We start from the raw sequence: 23533 nt of genomic DNA, 5'->3' as shown, positions 1-23533 counted from the left end.
AAGAATTCAGATTAATGTGCGTCACCGTGGCCCATATCGTCCACGTGATCGTGCTCTTCAACAGCTCCGCCAAAGTACATGGCCGAAAGCAGGGTAAAGATATAAGCCTGCAGCAGCGCCACAAACAGTTCCAGAAAGTTCATGAAGGTAGCGAACGCCACGCTTAACGGACCAACTGCAATGCTCTGGAAAATAAAGATCAAGCTGAACAGGGAAAGAATGATGATGTGACCTGCTGTGATGTTAGCAAAAAGTCGGACCATCAGGGAAAAAGGCTTTGTAAAGATACCGATCAGTTCAACCGGGATCATGATCGGAGCAAGCCACTTCGGAACACCAGGCGTTGCGAAGATGTGTCCCCAGTAGCTTTTGTTACCGCTGAACACCGTGATCAGGAGCGTCATGGCTGCCAGCACAAGCGTTACCGCAATGTTACCGGTTAAGTTAGCACCACCCGGCATCAGGCCCAGCAGGTTATTAAACCAGATAAAGAAGAAGATAGTCAGCAGGTATGGCATATAGCGCTCATACTTAGGACCGATGTTCGCCTTCGCTATCTCATCACGAATAAAGATGATGATCGGCTCGAAGAAAGACTGCATACCCCTCGGGGCTTTACCGGCATTCTTCTTGTAGCTGCCCGCAATAGAGAAAAACACAAAGAACAGCAGTGCCACGCTCACAAACATAGAGGCCACGTTCTTGGTGATAGAAATATCATACAGACCCTTGTAACCTTCAATTGGTTCGCCGGCCTCGTTTACTTTGTAGATATGGCCATGCTCCATCTTATAACCACGGTAAGGCACCAGGTTATGGTTCTCGTCGTAGAAATTGCTGGATGAAAACGAAACGAACTGTCCGTTATCTATCAGAACAACTGGCAGATACAACACTACGCCATCAGCAAAGTGCCAGCTATAGTCATCTGCGATGTGATGCGTAATCATATCGCCGGGTCTGAACTCCCCACCTTCAGAAGACGCAGCATGAGCCGTGATCGTCAAGAAGGAAAACAGTAAAATAAATAACTTCTTCATTAAGAGATAGTTAGAAGCAACGTTTGTAAAGTGCTACTTTATTGTTCGTTCTGCTTTTTCAATTGCGGTGCGAAGTTAGCCAACAAACTGTAAATTTCAAACCCGGTAAACAGAAAATATAACACGAAGAAGTTCAGTACAAACTGCAGCTCATTCTCCGAATACAAAAATACATATACAAAGATCAGGGCAATGCTCAGGATCATCCGGAAACCCATCGAGCCGAAGTAGTATAGCTGAAAATTATCGTTATCATAGCTCACACCCAGCCTGGACACATAAAAGGTAAGTGCCGTAACCACGATCATGAACCCAAACAACCACCACACATGCACATGCACCAGCTGGTTACCGGTATAAAACTGCAACGCCCCCACCAGCAAACCGATCACGACAGAGTACAGCCCAAGTTTTTTAATAAAATTCACAGGTATTTATTTTTTGTTTAAAGAAAGTACAACCAAAACCATGGAGGCGACCACTGCCAACACCAGCAAACCTATGGTAAACCACGGATTCTGGGTAGCGAAATGCTCATCCAGCTTCATGCCGCCCCAGGCTGCCAGCACCATAACCGCGATCATCTGGAAAGCCAGCCCCGAATACCGCAGGTAAGGCTTTACACCGCCATCTTTGTCCTTATCGTCAGGAGTTGTAGCCATTGGTATAAATTTGCACAAAATTACGGCTTTTTTTGGATGTAACATGCTGTAACTGTTAAATAAGCGCGAAAGCTATAGTTACCGGTATCCGAAACTGCGCCTGAAACCAAAACCGCCCGGCTATAGTTCATTACCTGAATTGGCACGGTGCTTCCGGTTATCATATATTCCTGTATTTTTGCAGGAAGCGTTGTAACCAAACCAGTTGCCGGCAAGTGCGTAAGCGCCTTTGTTGCAGGGGCTGCTATACTTTATAAACCAGCTGCAGCGTTATTTCTGTACCTTACTCCTTACTCTGTATTGCTATATAACTTGAAGCAACGATCAACATACTTACTGCTCCTGCTGGTGGCAACTATACTTGGCGCGTGCTCTGTGGAGCGCAATAACCCGCTAAGTAAAACTTACCACAATACTACAGCGCGCTACAATGGCTATTTTCTGGCAAAAGAAAAGCTGCGCGCCATCGAAGAAGCCCTGCAGGCTCAGATGACCTACGACTATAACAAGGTAATCCCGATCTACCCAACTATAGATTCTACTACTGCCAAAGCAGCCGCCGCCGACCTGGAAGATGTGGTAAAAAAAGCTTCGTTCCCGATCCAATACCACAAGAGCAGCAAATGGATAGATGACAGCTACATCCTGATCGGCAGGGCCCGTTATTACCAGCTTGACTTTGCCGATGCCGCCCGTACCTTTAAGTATGCCAACACCATAAGTAAAAATAAAGATGCCCGCCACGAGGCCCTGGTTTGGCTGATGCGCACCTACCTGCAGATGGAGGAACTGGACAACGCCAACCAGGTATCGGAGTTGCTACGCCGAGAGCGCCTGAACCGCGACAATGCCCGCGAACTATACCTGGCACGGGCCCAGTACCACTGGCTGCAGGCCGATACCGCTGCCGTGATCGAGAACCTGGCACTATCTGTACCTAACTTTGAGGAGAAGGATGCCGAAGCACGCATACGCTTTGCACTGGCGCAACTATACCAGGCCACCGGGCAGGACAAAGAAGCCTACAAGCATTACAGCAGGATACTGCGAAAAAACCCGCCTTACGACCTTGGCTTTTTCAGCAGGCTTTACATTGGGCAGGTATCAGAACTAAGCGATGAGCAGGACCAGGAAAAGATTGCCGGCTTTTACGAAAAAATGCTGAAAGACGAGAAGAACGTCGAATATAAGGATAAGATCCTGTATGAAATGGCGCAGTTCGAGCTCCGGAAAGAGAATTTCGACAAGGCACTTACCTACCTGCAGCAATCTATAAAAGAACGCGGTTCGCTGCCAAACCAGAAAGCCTATAGTTACCTGCTGGCCGGTAAGATCTATTTTGAGCACCTGGGCAAATACAACATGGCCCAGGCCTATTACGACAGTGCCGTGCAGGTATATCCTAAAACAGCCCCGGAGTACGATGCCGTAGCCGAGCGCCGCAATGTGCTTACCGCCTTTGCCACCCAATATAACACCATCCATACACAGGATAGCCTGCAACGCATTGCCCGCATGAGCGAAGCCGACCGGATGGACTTTTTGCAGCAGCTGGTAAAGCGCCAGGAGGAAGAACGCCAGCAGTTACTGGCAAAACAACAGGCACAACAAACACAGAATGAACGCCGCCGCTCAGGTATAAACACTGACGAGGCCGTAGCTTTTAACCAGCAAACCACCGGTGGGGTATGGTATTTCGATAACCCCGCCGCCATGGCCGGTGCCCGTTCCGAGTTTATCCGGCGTTGGGGCGACAGACCGTTGCAGGATTTCTGGCGGATAAGGAGTAAAGGAGAAAGTGGCAACCAGACACAACAAACACCACAGGATGCTATAACCGCTGCACCTGACACAACTATAAGCCCTGAAGCCAGAGCCGAAGCCCAGATCCAGACGTATCTGCAGGAAATCCCGCTAACCACTGCTGCCATGCAGAGATCGGAGAAGATGGTGGAAGAGGCACTTTTTGCGCTGGGCAATATTTATTACCAGAACCTGAAAGAGAGCGAAAAGGCGACAGAGACCTTTGAACAACTGCTACAGCGCTTCCCGAACACAGAGCACGCTGCCGAGACCTACTATGCCCTGTACCTGCTCTACGACAAAGCTGGCAACGACCGCAAGCAGGTTTACTATAACAAGATAAAGGAGCGGTTCCCGAACTCCGCCTTCGCCAAATTGGTGGACGATGCTGATTTTAATGTGAAGAACGCAGCCGAGAACCTGAAAGCACGCGCCCTGTACGACTCAGCCTACACCTTTTACGAGGACGCCAACTATAGCCGGGCACAGCAGATCGTGAACCAGTTGGTAAGCCAGTACCCCCACAACGACATTCAGGACAAAGCCGCTTTTCTGGAGATCATGATCACGGCACGTACCAAGGAGCCACAGGCCCTGCGTGCGCAACTACAGCAGTTTAAAAAGGATTTCCCGACGAGCCCGCTGCAGGCCAACGCCACTGCGCTGCTGGAGCGCTATAGTTCCCTGGAGCAAAAAAACATGCTCCGCACAGAGGCTCCAACTATAGCACCGCCTAAACCCAAAGCAACTACAGCGTCGCTCAGCCCCGAAGAAAAAGTTAGCACAGTTATTGCATCTACTGCTCCTGTGCAGCCAACTATAACACCGGAAAAAAGGACCACTCAAACTACGCAGCCTGATACCACCGCTATAACAACACCTGCGCCAACTATAGCGGATACAACTGCCACAACTATAGCTGACCCTGCAGAGGAAGCTCCGGTAACCTTCAGCACGGAACCTGATACCGCATATTATTATGTACTGATTTACCCGACGGACCATGCCGCCTTTAAGGACATTTTAACCAAGTACGAGCGGTTTAACCTGAGCTTTTACAGGCCGGTGCAGTTAACGGTCTCAGAAGAACCATTTGAAGCGGGCAAGACCATGCTGGTGGCACGCGCTTTTGATAATTTTAAACTGGCAAACAGCTATAATATCAGACAAAAAGGGCCGGAAGCGCCCGTTGGTAGAATTAGAGGCGTAGAATTCACTACCTTTGTAATATCTTCTGCCAACTATCAGAAATTCATGCAGAAGAAGGATGTTGCGGCATACCTGACTTTCTTCAAAAACAATTATTAAGTACATGACTACGCGTCAAAAAACTGTTGAACCACAGAAAACGGTTGTTCCGAAGGTGGTTACCACATTATGGTTGCTGTTTGTGAGCGGCTTTGTGGCATTTATACTGTATATCTGGGCTGTGAGCGCCAACTTCCTGAACTTGTTCGGGGAGCTGCCGAACCTGCGCACCCTTGAGAATCCTAAAAGCGAACTGGCATCGGAACTATACTCTGCCGACAACAAACTGCTGGGCAAGTATTTCCGCGAGAACCGTACGCCCGTGGATTATGAGGAGCTTCCGGAGAACCTGATCAATGCTCTTGTCGCTACCGAAGATATCCGTTTTGAAGAACACTCTGGTATTGACCCACAGGCCATGCTACGTGTGGCATCAGGCATCATTACCGGCGACCTGAAAGGTGGTGGCAGTACGCTTACGCAGCAGGTAGCCAAAAATCTGTTCGATACCCGTAGCGAAGAACTGAACAATGGTCTGCTGAACGATGTACCCGGCCTTGGCATGCTTATCCTGAAAACAAAGGAATGGATCATGGCCGTGAAACTGGAGCGCAGCTATACCAAGCGCGAGATCATGACCATGTATCTGAACACAGTAGATTTCGGATCGAATGCGTTTGGTATTAAAGTAGCTGCCAGAACTTTCTTTAATAAAGTCCCTGAAAACTTAGAGGTACAGGAATCTGCCGTGCTGGTAGGCCTGTTAAAGGCACCAACCGCCTTCAGCCCTAAACTTAACCCCGAAAACTCGAAGCGACGCCGCAATGTGGTGCTCTCGCAGATGGTGAAGTACGATTTCCTGACAGAAGAAGAATACAATAAGCTAAAGGAAAAGGATATTGAGCTGGATTACCGCGTCGAGAACCAGAACATCGGCTTAGCACCTTATTTCCGTACCGAAGCCAGCAAGTTTTTGCTGCAGTGGTGTCGCGAAAACGGCTACGATTTGTATGCCGACGGCCTGAAGATCTATACAACTATAGATTCCAGAATGCAGGAGTATGCCGAGGAAGCTGTAGCGGAACACATGAAGAAGCAGCAGAAGCTGTTTTTTGAACACTGGAAAGGCCGCAACCCGTGGGTAGACCGCAACAACCAGGAAATAAAAGGCTTTGCAGAACAGGCCATAAAACGCTCAGACCGTTACCGCAACCTGAAAGCCCGCTTTGATGGCGATGAGGACTCCATTAACTATTACCTGAACAAAAAAATACCGATGACCATTTTTACCTGGGAAGGCGAGAAGCAGGTAGAAATGAGCCCGATGGATTCGCTGCGCTACTATAAGCATTTCCTGCAGACCGGTTTTATGGCCATGGAGCCACAGACAGGCCACATCAAGGCCTGGGTAGGTGGTATCAACTATAAGCACTTTAAGTACGACCACGTAAAGCAGGGCGCACGTCAGCCGGGTTCTACGTTTAAACCGTTCCTGTACACGGCAGCTATCGAAAACGGCTACTACCCTTGCTACGAAGTAATTGACACCAAAGTGTGTATTCCGCTTCCGGATGGCAATATGTGGTGCCCGAATAACGCCGACAATAAATTCTCTGGTAAAAAATATACGCTTCGTAAAGGTCTGGCAGAGTCTGTAAACTCTATTTCTGCATTCCTGGTAAACAAGCTGGGCGCTGAAACGCTGGTTAAAACAGCTAAGCGTATGGGCATTCATACACCCTTAGATCCTACACCGTCATTGGCCTTAGGAACGAGCGATGTTACCCTCTACGATATGGTTGGGGCGTATGGCACTTTTGTGAATGGCGGAACCTGGGTAGAGCCAACCTATATTACCCGTATTGAAGATAAGCACGGCAATGTGGTAGCTGAGTTTGTGCCGGACACCAAAGAAGCCCTCAGCGAAGAAACTGCCTACATGATGGTGCACATGCTGAAAGCTGCGGCCGAGCCGGGTGGTACTGCCTACTATGGCCTGCGCTACCGCAATGGTTTAAAGAACGAGATAGCAGCCAAAACAGGTACAACACAGAATCAGTCCGATGCCTGGTTTATGGGCCTTACGCCTGACCTTGTTGCGGGTACCTGGGTGGGCGGTGAAGACCGTTCCATACACTTCCGGACCATTGCCTTAGGCCAAGGTGGTAAACTCGCTATGCCTATTTATGGCGCTTTTATGCAGAAAGTGTATGCCGACAAAACATTAGGTCTGTCAAAAGAGCCATTCCCTAAACCTTTAGCGCCTTTATCGGTAGAATTAGACTGCGCCAAGTATAACAGCGGGGCTTTCCCGGTAGATTCTACCCAACAGGACGAGTTCCTGCAGCTGCCCGCTGAAATAAACCTGGATGCGGAGATATAATTTGCCATGCAATGCCCGCAAACGAAGAGCTGAAAGAAAAGATATCGCACCTGCCACATAAACCTGGCATCTATAAATTTTTTGATAACAACGGCATTATCTATGTTGGCAAAGCGGTTGATATACGGAAGCGTGTGAGCTCCTATTTCAACCGCTCGGCCCAGCATAATAAAAAAACGCTGAAGCTTGTCTCGCAGATCAAAGACATTGAGTTTACTATAGTTGATACCGAAGCGGATGCTTTCCTGCTGGAGAATAACCTCATCAAGCAGTATCAGCCTAAGTACAACATCCTGCTGAAGGACGGCAAGACCTATCCTTACATCTGTATCGTAAACGAGCGCTTCCCTCGCGTTATCAGTACCCGCAACAAACTCAACGATGGTTCCCGATACTTCGGCCCTTATCCAAGCGTGACCACCATGAATATTGTGCTGGATCTGATCCGTACGCTGTATCCGCTCCGGAGCTGTACTTATAACCTGTCGCCTGAGAATATTGCGGCGGGTAAGTTTAAGGTATGCCTCGAGTACCACATTGGCAATTGCAAAGGCCCCTGCGAAGCGCTGATAGATGAAACGGAATATAACGCGCACATCTCCCAGATAAAAAGCATTCTGTCGGGTAACTTAACTATAGCTAAGAACTATTTTAAAGAGCATATGGCCGCCGCTGCCGCTGAGTTTCAGTTTGAGCTGGCACATCAGTATAAACAGAAGCTGGACATGCTCGAAGATTTCCAGGCAAAATCAACGGTGGTAAGTAATACACTTACCAATATTGATGTCTTCACGATCACCTCGAACGAACAGTGTGCTTTCCTGAACTACCTGAAGGTAATGAACGGCTCTATTATCCTGACACAGTCGCTGGAAATAGAAAAGAAGCTGGATGAAGAAGATGCTGATATACTGGCTTCTGTAATTGTGCAACTACGGCAGGAATTTGAGAGTACGTCCCGCGAGGTGATCACGAATATTGAGGTTAACCTGCCTTTAGATAACGTAACGGTAACCTATCCGCAGATTGGTGATAAGCGCAAACTGCTTAACCTGTCACTAAAAAATGCGCTTTACCTGCGCAAGGAACGGGAAGGACGCCAGGAAAAGAACCGCGACCTGAACGAAAAGCGCGAACTACGGGTGCTGGAAACGCTTAAGAAAGACCTGCGCCTTACAGAGTTGCCACGTCACATCGAATGTTTCGATAACTCCAACTTCCAGGGCGATAACCCGGTGGCGTCTATGGTCTGTTTTAAAAACGGCAAGCCCAGCAAAAAAGACTACCGCCATTTTAACATAAAAACGGTTGTTGGCCCCAACGACTTTGAGTCGATGTACGAGATTGTTACACGCCGCTACAGGAGGTTGTTAGACGAGAACCAGCCCTTACCACAACTTATTATTATAGATGGTGGCAAGGGGCAGCTGAGTTTTGCGGTTAAGGCATTAAAAGACCTCGATATCTGGGGCAAGGTGGCTATAGTTGGTATTGCCAAGCGCTTGGAAGAGATCTTTTACCCCGGCGACAACCTGCCACTGTACATCGACAAAAAATCTGAATCGCTGCGCCTTATCCAGCGTATCCGGGACGAAGCTCACCGTTTTGCCATTACTTTTCATAGAAGCAAACGCGACGCCGGCACTTTAAAAACAGAGCTGACTGATATTAAAGGAATCGGCCCTGTCATCGCCGATCAATTGCTGTCCAAGTACCGGTCTGTTAAAAAGCTGCGCGATCTTACGCTGGAAGAACTGACCACTGAAGTAGGAAAAGCAAAAGCAACTATAGTTTATTCTTACCTGCACCCTGCCGAATGATCAGTTTAAAACTATAGTTAGCCCACAACTATAGTTCGCTATCTGAGGTCTGAACTATAGCTATAGTTTAAGCAGCTGCTCACATCCTTTAAACTATAGTTTGATATAGGAGCAACCCTCTAAAAGCTCATTTTTATTTTTAATCAGCATAAAAAAAGGAGACCATTGCTGATCTCCTTTTTTTATGCTGTGCTATTGTTAGTAGCTCCAAAGGCTGTATTCGTATTCAATCAAAGCTTCCAGTGCTTCCTGTGCGGCAAGCAGGCCTTTAGCGCCTGCGCCATGCTGGTCTGCCAGTGCTCTGTCGCCAGGGTTCGAAATCTTGGTGATGTATGAGCTGAACAACCAAAGATCAAACGCATCTGCTAAGTTCTTGTGCTGCGCATCGTTCTGAGCATTGTACCAGATGGCAGTTTCCGGATTGTTACGGAACACACGCACCAGGTCGCTCATTTTAAATGATGCTAATGGTACTTCAATACCTAGTTCGTTGGTTGTAGCTGGTATTTTGATCGTTATCGTCTGAATGTCATGATACATTCTTGAACGCTTCTTATCAAATACTACATTCTCTTTCAGCTCCAGCAGGTATAGTTCCTGTGGGAAATACACGTTGCTTACAGGACCTGATTTACCTGCGTCTGAAGTGCCTAAAGCAGCTCCCCAGGCATCATCTTCTTCTTCCTGGGCACCAAAACCTGCATCAATTTCCTCCTGGCTTAACCCTGAACCTTCATCCTTTTTGGTCATGTTGGTTGAGAACTCTTCGCGGGTCAGCGGCTTGTTTACAGAGTCATTGGCGTAGGCAGTCAGCTCACCGCTCTGCACAGCATCCATGATGATCTTAGTGATCTGTCTGTTCTCGGAGAACATTGGCTTGTTCTGCTTCTCGCGCAGGTCAATTTTGCGCCAAACGGTTTTCTTGAACAGGATATCATGTTCAGGAATCGGCCTTGCTGATGAGCTGCTGGTAGCGGTAGTTGAAGTTACCTGCTGTGCCATTGCATTCATGCTAAGGAAAACCCCTGCTGCTATACCTAAAGCTTTTAATACTTTCATACTCCTTGTAAGCTTCTATTTAATTAGTTTAACGGAATGTTGTAGATTGACTCGCCACTTGGCTTGATATCTACAGCTGTTCCTCTGTAATTCAGACGTTTTACGTCCAGTACTTCAATGGCCACTCTGTCGCCTTTGCTTGCCTTTGCTGCAAAACGAGACAGGTTTTCAGATGGTCCGTTTACTTCGATCATGTCAACCATGCTGGTACCACGTACCAGGTAAGCTTTCCACTTGGTAACTCTAAAACGTGCTTCGTTCGGTAATAATTGTTTAAAGCCTTCATCAGAAATTGCTTCGATGCTTACCTGTCTGATACCCTGTGCAGGTACGCCGCGCTTGGCATCAAACGGACGGCCATTCACAATCAGTGCCAGTGTTGGCTTTGGTATAGGACGCACTTTAAACTTCTCCTGACCAATGGCATTACCACCGCTGCTTACGCTAAGTGTTACTTCTGTTGAAGAAGGTATTATAGTTACTAAACCTTTTTTAGCTCCTTTTATTGTCTGCGCACCAGTTGCACTGAAGCTTGGATCATACACAGCGCCTAAAGCTGGCACCTGGATGTTCAGTTCGTTGGCACACTGGAAGTAAAGCGCCTGTACAGCAGCAGACTGCACCTGGATTACTGGTTTGGCTACGATGTACTTTTCTTCAATCGGATAAACCTTGTCTTCGCCGTTCTGGTTTAGTATAATCTGGCCTTTCCATGTCTGCTCAGAGTTACCTTCCGCATCGTATTGAGAAGCTGAAGCTGTAAACTCTACCTGACCTTTACCATCTACTACCTTTATTGGCTGACCTCTAAAGCTCATTTTTGGCGTGATCGCATCAGAAGAAGCTGCAATAAACATCTCAGCCTTATACTTTGTACCGGCAGCTACAACTTTAGACTCAGCACGGGCCATAGCAAAAATCTTCTCGAACTTCACCATGTCGGCACCAACTTTCTGAGCCTGCTTCTGTAACGCTGCTGCCTCATACTTCAGAACTTCGTTCTCTTTCTGAGATAGTACCGCCAGTGCAGCCACTAATGGTGTTTCTCCGAAGTTAAGCTCAGCAAAGTCTTTGTTACGCTGCGACTTGTCATTCTTTGCCACAGGGTCTTCTTTGCCATCAAAAGCCAGCTTATTAGGAGTATCCGGGTTAAACTGCTTTATATAACGAGCATATTCGTTCAGTTTCTCTTTCAGCTCATATGCTTTCCCGTTATTCTTATTGGCAGCGCCAATCATCATAATCGCAACTTTGTCCTCAGCGCTTGGGTTGGCATACTGGTTCTCATCATCCTTGTTCTTGCCTCCGGTAGTTTTAATCAGATCCTCTCTGAGGCTATGGATGTAGTTTACCAGTTCTGATGTTTTCTGACGAATTTCCTGCGCCTGCTTCAGAACAGTGGCATCGTTGGGTCTGTTTCCGTTTTTACTTACGGAACTCTTAATATTGGTGAGTACGCCGGCATTATCTGTTACTGTCTTTCCGTTCACTCCCATCAAACTTTGATCAAGGAACTGAAATTTTAACAGGATTGCCGAGTTCACTTGCAGGGCAAGAAGTGCGGTCAGTACCAGGTACATCATACCGATCATCTTCTGCCGTGGTGTCTCTTTTCCTCCAGCCATTTTATACTTTATTTAACTGTTGTTTTCTTTTGATTTAGAACTATAGGCCGGATTAACCTTTCATAGCCGTCAGCATGTTACCGTACACTGTGTTAAGTGAGTGTAGGTTCTGCGTAAGCTTAGAAACTTCCTGCTTAAACTGTTCTGTATCTTTGCTGGCATCAGTTAAATTTTCCATCGCCATGCTCAGGTTACCATAGAATTTGTTCATGGCTTTCAGGTGGTTGTTTGAGTCCTGAAGTTCCATTTCATACACTGCATTCAGTGCTCCCAGGTTCTTGGTCATGCTTTGGATCTGCTGGTGATAAGCTTGTGCATCTACTGTAGAGCCAGCCATCTGGGCCAGTGCATCTGCTGTAGTTGCGTAGGCTACGTTCATTCTGTCTAATGAACCTGTAGCTTCCTGTATTCTTAAAGTATACTCAGAAGTAGCTGAAGCGGCATGGCTTACATCTGCCAGTTGTGCAGTTGTTTCGCTCAGTCTGTTCAGGCCTAAACCTAATGAGTTGATAGTTTCTGGGGTGATGTTTGCATCAAGCAGCATATCATCCAGTTTGCGGGTAAGTCCGTTACCACCTGCAGCAGTTGTTGTTGCTGGCACAATACCTTCGCCAGCATAGTCGTCTGCTAACTGTGGGTAAACTCTTGCCCAGTCCGGATCGTGTGGCTGTGGCTGGAATGCACTAAGGAAGAAGATCACGGCCTCGGTTCCAAGACCCGCGATCAGCATCACGTCAGCACCTGGCCAGTGCTGGATCTTGAAAAGGGCACCAATGATTACGACTGCGGCACCTATACCGTATACTTTCGGCATCAGCACGTCGTATACAAAGCTGCGTTCTTTCTTGTTACTCATGTTGTTTTCTAAATTAAAGTGTGAACGATTGTGATTGGGTTTTGTGTGTTTGTGTTATGATAATTGAGGGATGTTTCTTTTATCTGAACTCTCTGCCAGAAGATCGGCCGATGTAAACCATTGCGTTACGGAAGCCGATGTAAGATCTTGCTGAGTCCTGGTATTCGAAGTTACGCGTACCTGTTTCCAGGAAGTAAGCAATATCCTTCCAAGAGCCACCACGCACTACTTTGCGAGGCTCTGGCGCATCAAGAGGTGCCTTGTAAACCGGGTTCAGGTCCCATGTAATTGGCACATACGCTTCTGCATAGTCATCTTCGCACCACTCTGCTACGTTACCAGCCATGTCGTACAGGCCAAAGTCGTTCGGGAAGTATTGTGCAACCGGCGCAGCGTAAGAGAAACCATCGCTATAGTAGTCGCCGCGGCCTGGTTTAAAGTTAGCCAGTAAGCAGCCTTTCGCATTGCGCAGGTACGGGCCACCCCAAGGGTAAACAGTTACATCACGGCCACCACGTGCTGCATATTCCCATTCTGCTTCAGAAGGCAGCCTGAAGCTTGGCATTGGCGCCATGCCGTTGTCAGCATTGGCCTGGTTCTTCATTTTAGAACGCCAGTCAGAGAAATATTTCGCAGCGTGCCAGTTTACACCTACTACCGGATAGTCATCAAAAGCGGGGTGAGAGTAGTAGTATTCCATTAACGGGTCGCCCATGTGGTATGTAAAGTCTTTTACCCATACAGTAGTATCCGGATAAAGATTTTCCATTACCCAGGCCTCGCCTACAATTTCAAGAGAGTCCTGCATGATCACATCCATAAACTGGCGGTATTCATTATTTGTGATCTCTGTCTCATCCATGTAGAAGGCACCAATGGTTACCTGCTTGTTAAGGTTAGCCATTGTTGCGGCTATATCTTCATCTGCCTGTCCCATGTGGAACGTACCGCCCGGGCATGCCACCATACCGTAAGGTATTTCTTGCGCATTGTAGTCCGGACGATCCTGTGTACCTATCAGGTCTCCCTGTGGTCTGTTTCTCAACCCGCAACCCGCAAGCAGCATCACCGCCAAAGCGAAGGAAGACAGCTTAAATAGTTTGTTCATGATGACTCTTAAAAAAGGTAAAATTTTCTGCAATGTATTGTTGGCACATTTTCACTGGTGTAGCAAATATATATGGTTTAGTACCAAATAAACAAACATTTATCTGCTACACGCATTTATTATTTTTGAACGCTGTTTACGAATGATTATTTTACAGATAAACCACTATTTTTTCTGTATTTTTTTAAGAATTGCGTTTTGCCTTTATATAGGCTTAATCATGTATTCATACTTTATTTTGTAAAGTTATACCTTGGCGTCCGCACTGGCGGCCGGAACCGCACCACAGGCTCGGGCAGCCTGTAAGATAACATCACTTCATGCGATGTCGGGGCCTTGGCAACTCTGTCAAAAACAGTAAAGTCAAATGCGTATCCTACTCTTAATGAATTATCTGCAAATAAACCCAACCCGATTAGCGCTCCAACAGCTTCTTTATGACGGTAGTTCACTCCGGCCCAATATTTTTCGCTGAGCGTTACCTTGGCTCCTCCCTCAAACGAGAAAGTCTCGGTATCGTGCTTCAGCAGGGCCATCGGGGAAAGTACAAATTCGCTTGTGAGTGGCAAATGGTAACCGGCTGTTACGTAAATATGGTTTTCACTCAGCAGGCTTCCCTTACCTTCATCTACTATCCCGTCCTCCAGGTTCGCAAACTCATACTCTGACTTGAGCAGATTGGTTACACCACCACCGGCATAAAAAGTGCTTGATTCGTACCATACACCGGCTCCCAGGTCATATTTTGTATCCGAACTGTTGTAAGGCACGCTTGGGTCATTGTCGTCGTTGGCTCTATAGTTGCCTTTCTTGATATTGTTCACATTTCCCTGTATGCCTAACCCTAATTTTGCTTCGCCGATAGGTATGTGCAATGAATAGGAAAGGGCTGCGCCTGTCTGGGTTGTGTTGGCTATCTTATCCCGTAAAAGCGTTATTCCTACCCCGCCACGCAGCAAACGCACCGGCGTATGCGCTGTCAGCAAAAGTGTCTGTGGCGCCCCGCCATCATCGAACGTAGCATTGTAACCCAGCCACTGGTACCGGAAAATCGACATTACCTCTGGCCTGTTTGTGATACCTGCATAGGCAGGGCTAAGCTGCATGCCTGCAAAACTATAATGGGTAAACTGTGGCTGTTGCTGAGCCAGTACCGTTTGGTTGCCAATAAGCACCAACAGTAAATACAGAGGTAAAAGCTTTTTCATAGGCTACCGCAACAATGCTGGGATTAAGGTATAAGGTAGTTTGGCAAGAATAGCGTTTTAAATATACTACTTAAACACTAAAACGCAAATACAAGGCAGCATGACGCTATCTCATCTTTGCGTTTAGTATTATGTATTTCAGAAAGAAAAGTTGCAGCCAAAAGGCTTTTTTGCCTACTTCTGCTTCTGATTCTGTATGTAAACCTCAATAGCACCCGTCATGGAAGGGGCATTTGGCATCGGCGCCTCAATGTCCAGCTCCAGACCGGCATCGCGCACGGCTTTGGCTGTGGTTGGCCCGAATGCGGCAATACGCGTGTTATTCTGCTTAAAATCCGGGAAGTTGGTAAACAATGATGTAATACCCGACGGGCTGAAGAAAGCCAGGCAGTCATACGTTACATCATCCAGATCCGACAGGTCTGCCGCTACTGTTTTATAGATAATAGCTTCAGTAAAATTTATTTTGTTGGCAGCCATAAAAGCCGGAATATCATCCTTCCGGATATTAGAGCATGGGAACAGGAACTTCTCGTTCTTGTGCTTCTTGATCACCTCGAACAGATCCTTTGCCGTTTTCTCACCAACAAACAATTTGCGTTTACGCAATACAATGTATTTCTGCAGGTAATAAGCTGTCTGGTCCGAAATACAGAAGTACTTCATATCCGCAGGCATCTCTATTTTGCTTTCCTGGCAGATTCTGAAAAAATGGTCAACCGCGTTACGGCTTGTAAAAATAATAGCCGTATGCGAAAGTATATCTACCTTATCTTTTCTGAACTCCTTGTAAGGCACAGGCTCTACTTCAATAAAAGCCCTGAAGTCTACTTTAATGCCATACTTTTCTGCTATTGTAACATAAGGTGAGTTATCAGTGGTAGGCTGCGGCTGTGTTACCAGTATACTTTTAATTGGTACTTTGTGTCTTTCAGGATTAGCACTTCCTTTTGCTTTGCTCTCAACCATATATGCGGTTCTTAATATAACACCTCTGATACCGCTGCAACTATACTGAATTGTGTTTTTAGAAGTTAAACACAATCAATTTCAGAATTATTGCCAGCGGAATAACTTCTGTGGCGCAAAGGTATGAAAATAAATGCAGATTTTGTACAGGAGCCTTGGTATTTACTGTAGCAAAAACGCGTATTACCGTGATTATTAACACGAGGGCCACTGCCACATTCGAAAAAAACAGGATCAGATCGGGCATACTGGCATTAAAAGCCAGGTAAACAAGCACAATAAATGGCATAAAAATACCAAGGAAAAGTATAGTTCTTACAAACTCACGATACTGCAACTGCACAATCTGCTCCAGACCAAAAATAAAGGCCATCATTTTCAGGAAAAGGTATTTTAGCAGGATAAACAGAAATATGAGCACGGTATAGAACAAAACCTTTGTGCTTATATCAGCTGCCGAGACCGGAAATATCTGGTTAAACAGCCGGACATTGTGCATCTCGGTATGTATAGCCGCTATAAGCAGCGATAAGGACAGCGAAAAAACAAGCACGAACAGGATACTGGACCATGAGCTGATCGGCTTTGACAGAAAGCCTTCTTCCAGCGAGCTAACCCGCAAAAAGGAGTTGATATTATAAAGGCTGCTGAAATCAGAAGGGTAGTTATTTTTAAGCGCGCCGTACAGCAAGCCTATCAACAGCATAAATAAGATGAATGGACTCAGGTTTATAGTTTCGCGGACTCTGACCTTATAAGCAACCTGGTCCTGCTCCCGGGCCACAACAGTTGGTACCGTTTCTGTGTTCCGGATTCCGGAGATTGCCGGCCGCTGCTCCGGGTGCCAAACAGTTAGCAGGTATTTACCATCTATAGGTTTTAAGCCTACCGCATATTCCGACAAATCCAGGGTATATGCCGCCGTCGAGTCTGCCACAAAAAGCAGTTGGTTATTCAGAAAAAGACATACGCCTTCCTGCACTGAAAGTGAAACCGGAAAGGGATTTTCGGATGATATGCGCAGCCACTGATGTACTGCATGGCTCTCTACATTTGATCCTGCAACGTAAGGCACCAACTGATTTGTATTGCCTTTATAAACCAGCCAGTCTGCTGTAATGGTATTTTCCTGATCAAGAGGTAGCACTTGCGCAGCTACAGGCTGTGAAGCCAGAAGCAAGGCAAGCATAAAGCTCCAGAACCAAAGGCAAGATTTATACTTTAGAAACACGCTGCGCCGACCTGTATTTAAATACGCCGAGAAAAATACTGAAGATTACTGAGAATAGCACCAGTATGGAAAGCAGATAAAGATTGCCCCAGCTACTAAAGCTTACTACAAAGAGAATAACAGCAATATTTACTGCCGCCAACACAAGCACAGTATTAATCTGACTCAGCCCCATAGAAAGCAGGCGGTGATGGACGTGGTTCTTATCCGGTATAAAGGGAGATCTGCCACTAAAAATCCGGATAGCGAAAACACGGATCGTATCGAAGAGCGGCACAAAAAGTATTCCGATGGCCACCGCAGGCGCAGCTGCAACCTCCCGCATTTCAACAAACTGAATAGCCAATACCGAGATGATAAATCCACAAAGCAGCGAACCGGTATCGCCCATAAAGATGGTTGCCTTATGGAAATTGTAGCGCAGAAACCCGAGAGCTCCACCTACCAAGCAAAATGCTACAGCAGCATAGTTGGCATAGTTAGAGCCGCCATATAGCTGGAAAAACACCCCAAATGTAGTACTGGCTATTATCACCAACGTACCGGCCAGCCCATCCAGCCCGTCAATCAGGTTAATGGAGTTGGTAATGCCGATAATGACTAAAAAAGTAAAAACGTAGCTCGTTCCTATATCTAACTCGCCTATACCGAAGATCCCTTGAAAACTGGTGATGCGGATATCAGCAATAAACATGACGATACCAGTAGCCAATAACTGTACAGCAAACTTCTTCAATGCGGAAATAGCAATCAGGTCATCCTTCAGGCCAATAAAGAAAAGGATAACGCAGCCGGCCAGAAGTTGCTGTACGCCATTACCCAGGTCCGCAAAAATAGTGAGCGCAGACATGAAGCCGGCAAACATAGCCAGCCCGCCCAGGCGGGGAGTAAGCTCTTCATGCACTGTCCGGAAGTTGGGCTGATCGAGAATATTCTTAAGGTGCGCCACCCGGATAATTGAAGGCACCGCAAAAATGGCGATCAGGAACGACCAGGCGAAGGACAGTACCAGATGTATGACTTTTTGCTCCATATAGCTGCTCTACGGCATGTTGCAATCCTCTTCCGCCACGACTGTACAGCCTGCCGGGTTTGTTACCTGTAACTATTAAACTATAAAAATTATTGCCGGACCCGGACCGGGTCAGGAATGCAGCACACCCTGCATGTTTAACATACTGATCTCTATCAGATTTTCCTGGGTAATAGAATCCGGGACAAAAATAAACTTCTTGTCGTAGATCTGTCCGTTAATGTAATAGCTCACCCAGTATTCGTTGTTTATATGAAAAATAGCCGGGTCGATTGGCTCTATCTGGGCAAAGCTTTTGGCTTCTATACGCTCAAACATGTGCCGCAGTACAGAGGTCTTTACTTCTTCACCATCCAGTATGCCGTATCCTTTGGAAGATACCAGCACATTTTCGATCGGGTTAAGGCTGTTGTTGATCAGGTACACATTCCAGGCATCCGTTCCCGATTCGTTCGGCGTAGTTGCCACTGCCACCGAAATGCCTTCTACCGTCCCAAAATCAATATCTTTCTTCATGCGTAGCAGTTATAATATCAGCATCAAACAAATGGGCAAGGTGCTTTAGCAGTTTTTCTTCCACTTCAGTCTCCGGCACTTCATGGTTAAGCTCTTTTGCCAGCGATGTCACCTTCTTGTCGTTGATACCACAAGGTACAATATTACTAAAATAATCGAGGTCTGTGTTGATATTGAACGCAAAACCATGCATTGTTACCCAGCGGCTACACTTTACGCCCATGGCGCAGATCTTGCGCGGGTCTTTCTGCTCTTCATGGTCGAGCCAGACACCTGTAAGGCCCTGAATGCGGCCTGCAGTAATACCATATTCTTCCAGGGTCAGGATAACAGCTTCTTCCAGAAAACGCAGGTATTTATGAATATCCGTGAAAAAGTTATCGAGGTCGAGTATCGGGTAGCCTACTATCTGGCCGGGACCGTGATAAGTAATATCGCCCCCACGGTTGATCTTGTAGAAAGTAGCTCCTTTTTCCTGCAGGCCCTGTTCATCTATCAACAGGTTTTCTTCGTGCCCGCTTTTTCCCAGGGTATAAACATGTGGGTGTGAGCAGAACAACAGGTAATTGGGCGTTTGCACCTGCGCATCTTCCGGTAGGTTACGGTTCCTGGATTTTAGATCAAGAATTCCGGTGAAAAGCTTATCCTGGTAGTCCCAGGCTTCTTTATAATCTATCAGCCCTAAGCGCTGGAACTGTATTTCCTTATTCTGTAACACGTTGCTATAGTTTGTGATAAGACATGCAGCAGTGCTATAGTTTAAAGCAGGGCCGCGCAACCTTATACTTATATTAAAGGTTTGGGTATCAGTAATACCTGTCGCAAATTACAAGTTTTACATGGCATCACCAATAAATGGGCACATCCTTACGGGGCAGTACGGCGAAAGATTGGCACAGCAGTACCTGCAGCAACAGGGCTATAGTATACAGGAAAGGAACTATAGACATAAACGCGCCGAGATCGACATCATTGCAAAAAAGGATAATGTGCTGGTGTTTGTGGAAGTGAAAACAAGAACTACTGACAAATTCGGTTTTCCGGAAGAAGCTGTAAGTGCCCGCAAAGAAGAAATGTTGCTGGGTGCCGCCGAAGCTTACATTTTAGCAACCGGCTGGGAGCAGGATATCCGGTTCGATATTATGGCTGTAACCCTGACCGTGCCACCAACTATAGAGCACTTTGAAGATGCTTTTTATTAACGCTGTGCCGCGCGCTTATCAAACTTATCTTTCTCGTAAATAAGCTTGCCGTGGCGGTCGTATTCCTTTATTAACACAGGTTCGGCGGCCGGTTCGTAAGCAGACTCCGGGTACTGAAACTCATAGTGGCGGCGGTTCCTGAAATCGTAGTGCTTTATCCAGGTACCCACTTTACGGCCCTTGTCATAGTTGCCCATCCACTCCAGCTGCCCGTTTTCATAAAAGCGATAATAAGTACCCTGTACTTCGCCATAGGCATACGGTATGATCTCTTTTATCTTCTCAGAGTTGCCATCATAATAGGTGATAACCGCGTCACGTAAAAAGCCTTTATCGTAATGCGATTTGTCTGTTAATAACCCATTGCGGTTATATTTTTCCCAGCGCAGGTGCTTGGTACCAATGTAAAAATATCCTTCTTCTATCACCACATCTCCATAGCTCTTCTTGTATGGCCCATGCAGCAGCTTATATTTAGCCGGGTCTATTTCGCCACGTAATTTGCCTATTCGTTTCTTGCGCACATCATACACATACTTCTCCTGCGCATAGGCATGTGGTTCTTTATATTCAGGTAAATAGCTAAATAACTCCAGCGTTTCGCGGTCGCCCTGGCCGGTGCGGGTAAAGCCTTTTTTCACTTTCTGGCCCAGGAAATATCGGCTGCGCTTCTTTTTCTTCTTCTTTTCGTTTTTCTCTACTTCATCCTTTACCAGAGAGTTGCTAAGGTCAGGCTGGGTAGTATCGGCGGATGCTAGTGCAGAAGAATCCGTTTTACCAGCATTTTTCTGCATCACCTGGTTCAGGTTATAGTCGCTGTTCCATTTGGGCTCACCACAGCCAACAAAGGTTAGCAACAGAACTGCCACCAAACTATAACCTATATGCGATGCGTGCCTTGTCATTTAATTTTGATGAATTAATTGTTAAATGGCTGAATGGTTAAATTGTTAATTGCTGAATTGTGATTGTCTGAATCAGGATTTTTAGGATGAATGAATTAACAGGATTCAGAATCTCACTTCCCCCTCATCAAAGAATCAACCATTTAACAATCTAACAATTAAGCCTATAGTTATACTATAGTTGTAACGTAAAGATGAACATATTTTATATATCCATCAACTCGCCTATAACTATAGCTGCGGCTTGTAAGTTTCAGGAAAAAGCAAAAATGCGGCACCTGTGGCGCCGCCCTTAAACTATAGGTATATTACTAATCGTTCACTATTCTTTGTCAATCAGCTCGAAGCTACGTTTTACGAAGCTGGTAAGCGCGGCACCTGACAGCATGTTCTGAGACAAGAGCGCTAAGTCAAACGCTTGGCGGGCAATGCGGCCTTTGTTATCTTCTTTGGCATTCAGCACGCGCTGGTTTAAGCTGTGGTTGGCGTTTATAGTTACGTTGTATGTGTCCGGCATATCTCCCATAAACATCATACCACCGCCACCGGTCTTGCTCATATCTTTCATACGGCGCATAAATTCTGGTAGCGTAATTACCACCGGCGCATCATCCGGAGACAGCGGAGCTACTTCCACCATCATGTTCTTGTTGTCGATGGCTTTTTCGTAGATCTCCTTCAGGCTGTCTTTCTCTTTGTCGTTTAGTACGCTGTCTTTGGTCTCGTCTTTCTCTATCAGCTTGTTTATAGTTTCAGAGTCAACGCGCTTCAGGGTAGTTTTCTCTAGCTTCTGCTCCAGCATACCGATAAAATGGCTGTCTATCAGCGAATCCAGCTTCAGCACATCATAGCTGCGGCTCTGGGCGGCTTCTACAAAGGCGTGTTGCTTGTCAGCATCGGTTGTATACAGCAGCACCAGGTTGCCATTCTTGTCAGTCTGGTTAGCCTGCGTAAGCGCTTTGTACTCTTCTATCGTATAGTATTTGCCATCAATGCTCTGCAGCAACACAAAATCTTTTGCTTTTTCATAGAACTTGTCGTCGCTCAGCATGCCGTATTTCACGAACACGTTGATATCGTCCCAGTTCTTCTCAAACGTTTCGCGATCCTTACGGAAGATCTCTGCCAGTTTATCAGCTACCTTTTTGGTAATGTAAGTGTTGATCTTCTTCACGCTGGAATCAGCCTGCAGGAAAGAGCGGCTTACGTTCAGTGGAATATCCGGCGAGTCGATCACACCGTGCAGCAACATCAGAAACTCCGGCACTACGTCTTTTACCTCGTCGGTAATAAACACTTGGCGCGAGTATAGTTGTATCTTGTTGCGCTGCAGCTCAAAGTCGTTCTTGATCTTAGGGAAGTAGAGGATACCGGTCAGGTTAAACGGATAGTCTACATTCAGGTGAATCCAGAACAGCGGCGCCTCTGAGAATGGATATAGTTCTTTGTAGAAGTTCTTATAGTCTTCGTCGGTCAGCTCGTTTGGCTGCTTGGTCCAGATCGGGTTCGGATTGTTAATCGTTTCGCCTTCGAACTCAACCGCTACTGGTAAAAACTTGCAGTACTTGTTCAGTATCGTTCTGATGCGGGCAGCTTCTAAAAACTCTTCAGAGTCCTGGGCTACGTGCAGAATCACATTGGTACCGCGGGTGTCTTTGTTAGCAGAAGTGATCTCAAACTCAGTGCTGCCATCGCAGGTCCAACGCGCTGCTTCAGTGCCATCCTGGTATGATTTGGTAACAATCTCCACGCGCTCGGCCACCATAAAGGCAGAGTAAAAGCCAAGACCAAACTGACCGATAATCTGGTTCTTGTCGCCACCTGTTTCTTTGTAACGCTCCACAAACTCCGACGCACCCGAAAAAGCGATCTGGTTGATGTACTTCTTGATCTCTTCGGCTGTCATACCAATACCGTTATCCGAAATGGTAATAGTTTTGGCATCTTTATCAACAGCAACGGTTACTTTCAGCTCGCCCAGCTCGCCTTTATACTCGCCTATAGAAGCCAGACGTTTAATCTTTTGCGACGCATCTACGGCGTTACTTACCAGCTCGCGCAGGAAAATCTCGTGATCAGAGTATAAAAACTTCTTGATGATCGGGAAAATGTTTTCGGTGTGTATCGAAATACTGCCTCTTTCTTCCATGTTTATACTTTATAGTTTGCTTTATCTAAAGTTGATTTGCTTCTGCGGGGTACTTCTCAAACTGCGTTCCATATCCGGTAATCGTGACAGGTTGTCAGCGATCGGGCAGTGTAGGTACATAAACAGGTATTAGTTGTGTTATTTCTGACAGGTTAAACCTTATAGTTGCAAAACAGTCAAAAAGCGCTGCGTAACTATAACTGTAATGCAGGTAATGTTATATTTGTAAAAGAACCTTATAAAAACTGTGTACCGCATAAGCCACTATACTGCCATTTTAATGCTCCTGCTCTTTGCCAGAGTAATGGTGCCCGATGCGCTTATACTGGAACTGCACCCACATACCCACTCGGTTCACTCGGACCACACCGATGCTCATGATGCCCAGGTTGGTCAGAAACATAAACATTGTCCGGTAGAGGACCTTTTCGATGCTCCCTTTCAGGGCACAACTATAGTTGTCGGGTCGGAGCAGGCTGTATACAGCAGCGTTTACAGCGTTACCTATAGTGCCGCCAGCTATAGTTCTCCTCCTGCGCATTGTTTACTTCGCGGCCCGCCTATAGCCTGAGTCTCCCATCGTGCTATAGTTATACCTGCCACTAACAGGCAGCTAACTACAGGCACACCATGTTTTAGTAAAGCCGATGTTGCTCGCAGGGTATGAAATATGCCTTTACCAGTGCATCTGGCTAATATTTCCTAACTTTGATTAT

The 23533-nt window shown here is 46.4% G+C and carries 20 protein-coding genes; 4 read left to right on the top strand and 16 right to left on the bottom strand.

Going from position 1 to position 23533, the window contains the following annotated elements:
• Positions 1–11: 11 nt before the first annotated feature.
• The 3 genes from atpB to H7F15_RS01980 are packed head-to-tail and all read right to left on the bottom strand — an operon-like array spanning position 12 to position 1702.
• A complete protein-coding gene (gene atpB / locus H7F15_RS01990) occupies positions 12–1040 on the bottom strand; it encodes a F0F1 ATP synthase subunit A (RefSeq protein ID WP_185195266.1) in 1029 nt (342 codons plus the stop codon).
• A 38-nt stretch (positions 1041–1078) separates the two neighbouring features.
• Positions 1079–1468 carry a hypothetical protein gene (locus tag H7F15_RS01985; RefSeq protein ID WP_185195265.1) on the bottom strand — a complete coding sequence of 130 codons (390 nt, stop codon included), beginning with the start codon at positions 1466–1468 and terminating at the stop codon, positions 1079–1081.
• A 6-nt stretch (positions 1469–1474) separates the two neighbouring features.
• Positions 1475–1702: an AtpZ/AtpI family protein gene (locus H7F15_RS01980; protein ID WP_185195264.1), complete on the bottom strand. Its 228-nt coding sequence runs from the start codon at positions 1700–1702 to the stop codon at positions 1475–1477.
• 312 nt (positions 1703–2014) lie between these two features.
• Between H7F15_RS01980 and H7F15_RS01975 the strand changes: the two genes are divergently transcribed.
• The 3 genes from H7F15_RS01975 to uvrC are packed head-to-tail and all read left to right on the top strand — an operon-like array spanning position 2015 to position 8956.
• Complete coding sequence (locus H7F15_RS01975) at positions 2015–4813, top strand: tetratricopeptide repeat protein (protein ID WP_185195263.1); 2799 nt, start codon at positions 2015–2017, stop codon at positions 4811–4813.
• A gap of 4 nt (positions 4814–4817) precedes the next feature.
• Positions 4818–7136 (top strand): penicillin-binding protein 1A, encoded by a 2319-nt coding sequence (locus tag H7F15_RS01970; protein ID WP_185195262.1) that lies wholly within the window; start codon positions 4818–4820, stop codon positions 7134–7136.
• Positions 7137–7147: 11 nt separating this feature from the next.
• The gene (gene uvrC, locus H7F15_RS01965; RefSeq protein WP_185195261.1) at positions 7148–8956 is read left to right on the top strand and encodes an excinuclease ABC subunit UvrC; all 1809 of its coding nucleotides are present in this window, start codon (positions 7148–7150) and stop codon (positions 8954–8956) included.
• 198 nt (positions 8957–9154) lie between these two features.
• Here uvrC and gldN read toward each other — a convergent pair whose 3' ends face one another.
• The 10 genes from gldN to lipB all read right to left on the bottom strand — a co-directional run bounded on the left by gldN (position 9155) and on the right by lipB (position 19279).
• Positions 9155–10015, bottom strand: a complete 861-nt coding sequence (gldN, locus tag H7F15_RS01960; protein WP_185195260.1) for a gliding motility protein GldN — start codon at positions 10013–10015, stop codon at positions 9155–9157.
• Positions 10016–10038: 23 nt separating this feature from the next.
• Positions 10039–11640: a gliding motility protein GldM gene (gene gldM, locus H7F15_RS01955; protein WP_185195259.1), complete on the bottom strand. Its 1602-nt coding sequence runs from the start codon at positions 11638–11640 to the stop codon at positions 10039–10041.
• Positions 11641–11692: 52 nt separating this feature from the next.
• Complete coding sequence (gene gldL, locus H7F15_RS01950; RefSeq protein ID WP_185195258.1) at positions 11693–12496, bottom strand: gliding motility protein GldL; 804 nt, start codon at positions 12494–12496, stop codon at positions 11693–11695.
• Positions 12497–12575: 79 nt separating this feature from the next.
• Positions 12576–13604, bottom strand: coding sequence for an SUMF1/EgtB/PvdO family nonheme iron enzyme (locus H7F15_RS01945; protein ID WP_185195257.1), 1029 nt, complete (start codon positions 13602–13604; stop codon positions 12576–12578).
• Between the two features lie 233 nt (positions 13605–13837).
• On the bottom strand, positions 13838–14812 hold the full coding sequence (locus H7F15_RS01940; protein ID WP_185195256.1) for a type IX secretion system membrane protein PorP/SprF: 975 nt from the start codon (positions 14810–14812) through the stop codon (positions 13838–13840).
• 174 nt (positions 14813–14986) lie between these two features.
• Positions 14987–15781, bottom strand: coding sequence for a uroporphyrinogen-III synthase (locus H7F15_RS01935; protein WP_185195255.1), 795 nt, complete (start codon positions 15779–15781; stop codon positions 14987–14989).
• A 58-nt stretch (positions 15782–15839) separates the two neighbouring features.
• The gene (locus H7F15_RS01930) at positions 15840–16928 is read right to left on the bottom strand and encodes a DUF4271 domain-containing protein (protein WP_370523364.1); all 1089 of its coding nucleotides are present in this window, start codon (positions 16926–16928) and stop codon (positions 15840–15842) included.
• Positions 16929–16995: 67 nt separating this feature from the next.
• Positions 16996–18045 carry an MraY family glycosyltransferase gene (locus tag H7F15_RS01925; protein WP_221626960.1) on the bottom strand — a complete coding sequence of 350 codons (1050 nt, stop codon included), beginning with the start codon at positions 18043–18045 and terminating at the stop codon, positions 16996–16998.
• 111 nt (positions 18046–18156) lie between these two features.
• The gene (locus H7F15_RS01920) at positions 18157–18561 is read right to left on the bottom strand and encodes a hypothetical protein (RefSeq protein ID WP_185195253.1); all 405 of its coding nucleotides are present in this window, start codon (positions 18559–18561) and stop codon (positions 18157–18159) included.
• On the bottom strand, positions 18545–19279 hold the full coding sequence (gene lipB, locus H7F15_RS01915) for a lipoyl(octanoyl) transferase LipB (protein ID WP_185195252.1): 735 nt from the start codon (positions 19277–19279) through the stop codon (positions 18545–18547). The genes H7F15_RS01920 and lipB overlap by 17 nt, the downstream gene beginning before the upstream one ends.
• Positions 19280–19400: 121 nt before the next feature.
• Between lipB and H7F15_RS01910 the strand changes: the two genes are divergently transcribed.
• Positions 19401–19763, top strand: coding sequence for a YraN family protein (locus H7F15_RS01910; protein WP_185195251.1), 363 nt, complete (start codon positions 19401–19403; stop codon positions 19761–19763).
• Here H7F15_RS01910 and H7F15_RS01905 read toward each other — a convergent pair.
• From H7F15_RS01905 to H7F15_RS01895, 3 genes are all read right to left on the bottom strand, one after another.
• Positions 19760–20668: a toxin-antitoxin system YwqK family antitoxin gene (locus H7F15_RS01905; RefSeq protein WP_185195250.1), complete on the bottom strand. Its 909-nt coding sequence runs from the start codon at positions 20666–20668 to the stop codon at positions 19760–19762. The genes H7F15_RS01910 and H7F15_RS01905 overlap by 4 nt on opposite strands.
• 322 nt (positions 20669–20990) lie before the next feature.
• Positions 20991–22817, bottom strand: a complete 1827-nt coding sequence (htpG, locus tag H7F15_RS01900) for a molecular chaperone HtpG (RefSeq protein WP_185195249.1) — start codon at positions 22815–22817, stop codon at positions 20991–20993.
• 277 nt (positions 22818–23094) lie between these two features.
• Positions 23095–23358, bottom strand: a complete 264-nt coding sequence (locus tag H7F15_RS01895) for a hypothetical protein (RefSeq protein ID WP_185195248.1) — start codon at positions 23356–23358, stop codon at positions 23095–23097.
• Positions 23359–23533: the final 175 nt, after the last annotated feature.

The organism is Pontibacter sp. Tf4 (assembly GCF_014212495.1).
GTDB lineage: Bacteria > Bacteroidota > Bacteroidia > Cytophagales > Hymenobacteraceae > Pontibacter.
The sequence above is the reverse complement of the archived record's forward strand: the minus strand, read 5'-3'. Positions and strand labels throughout refer to the sequence as shown.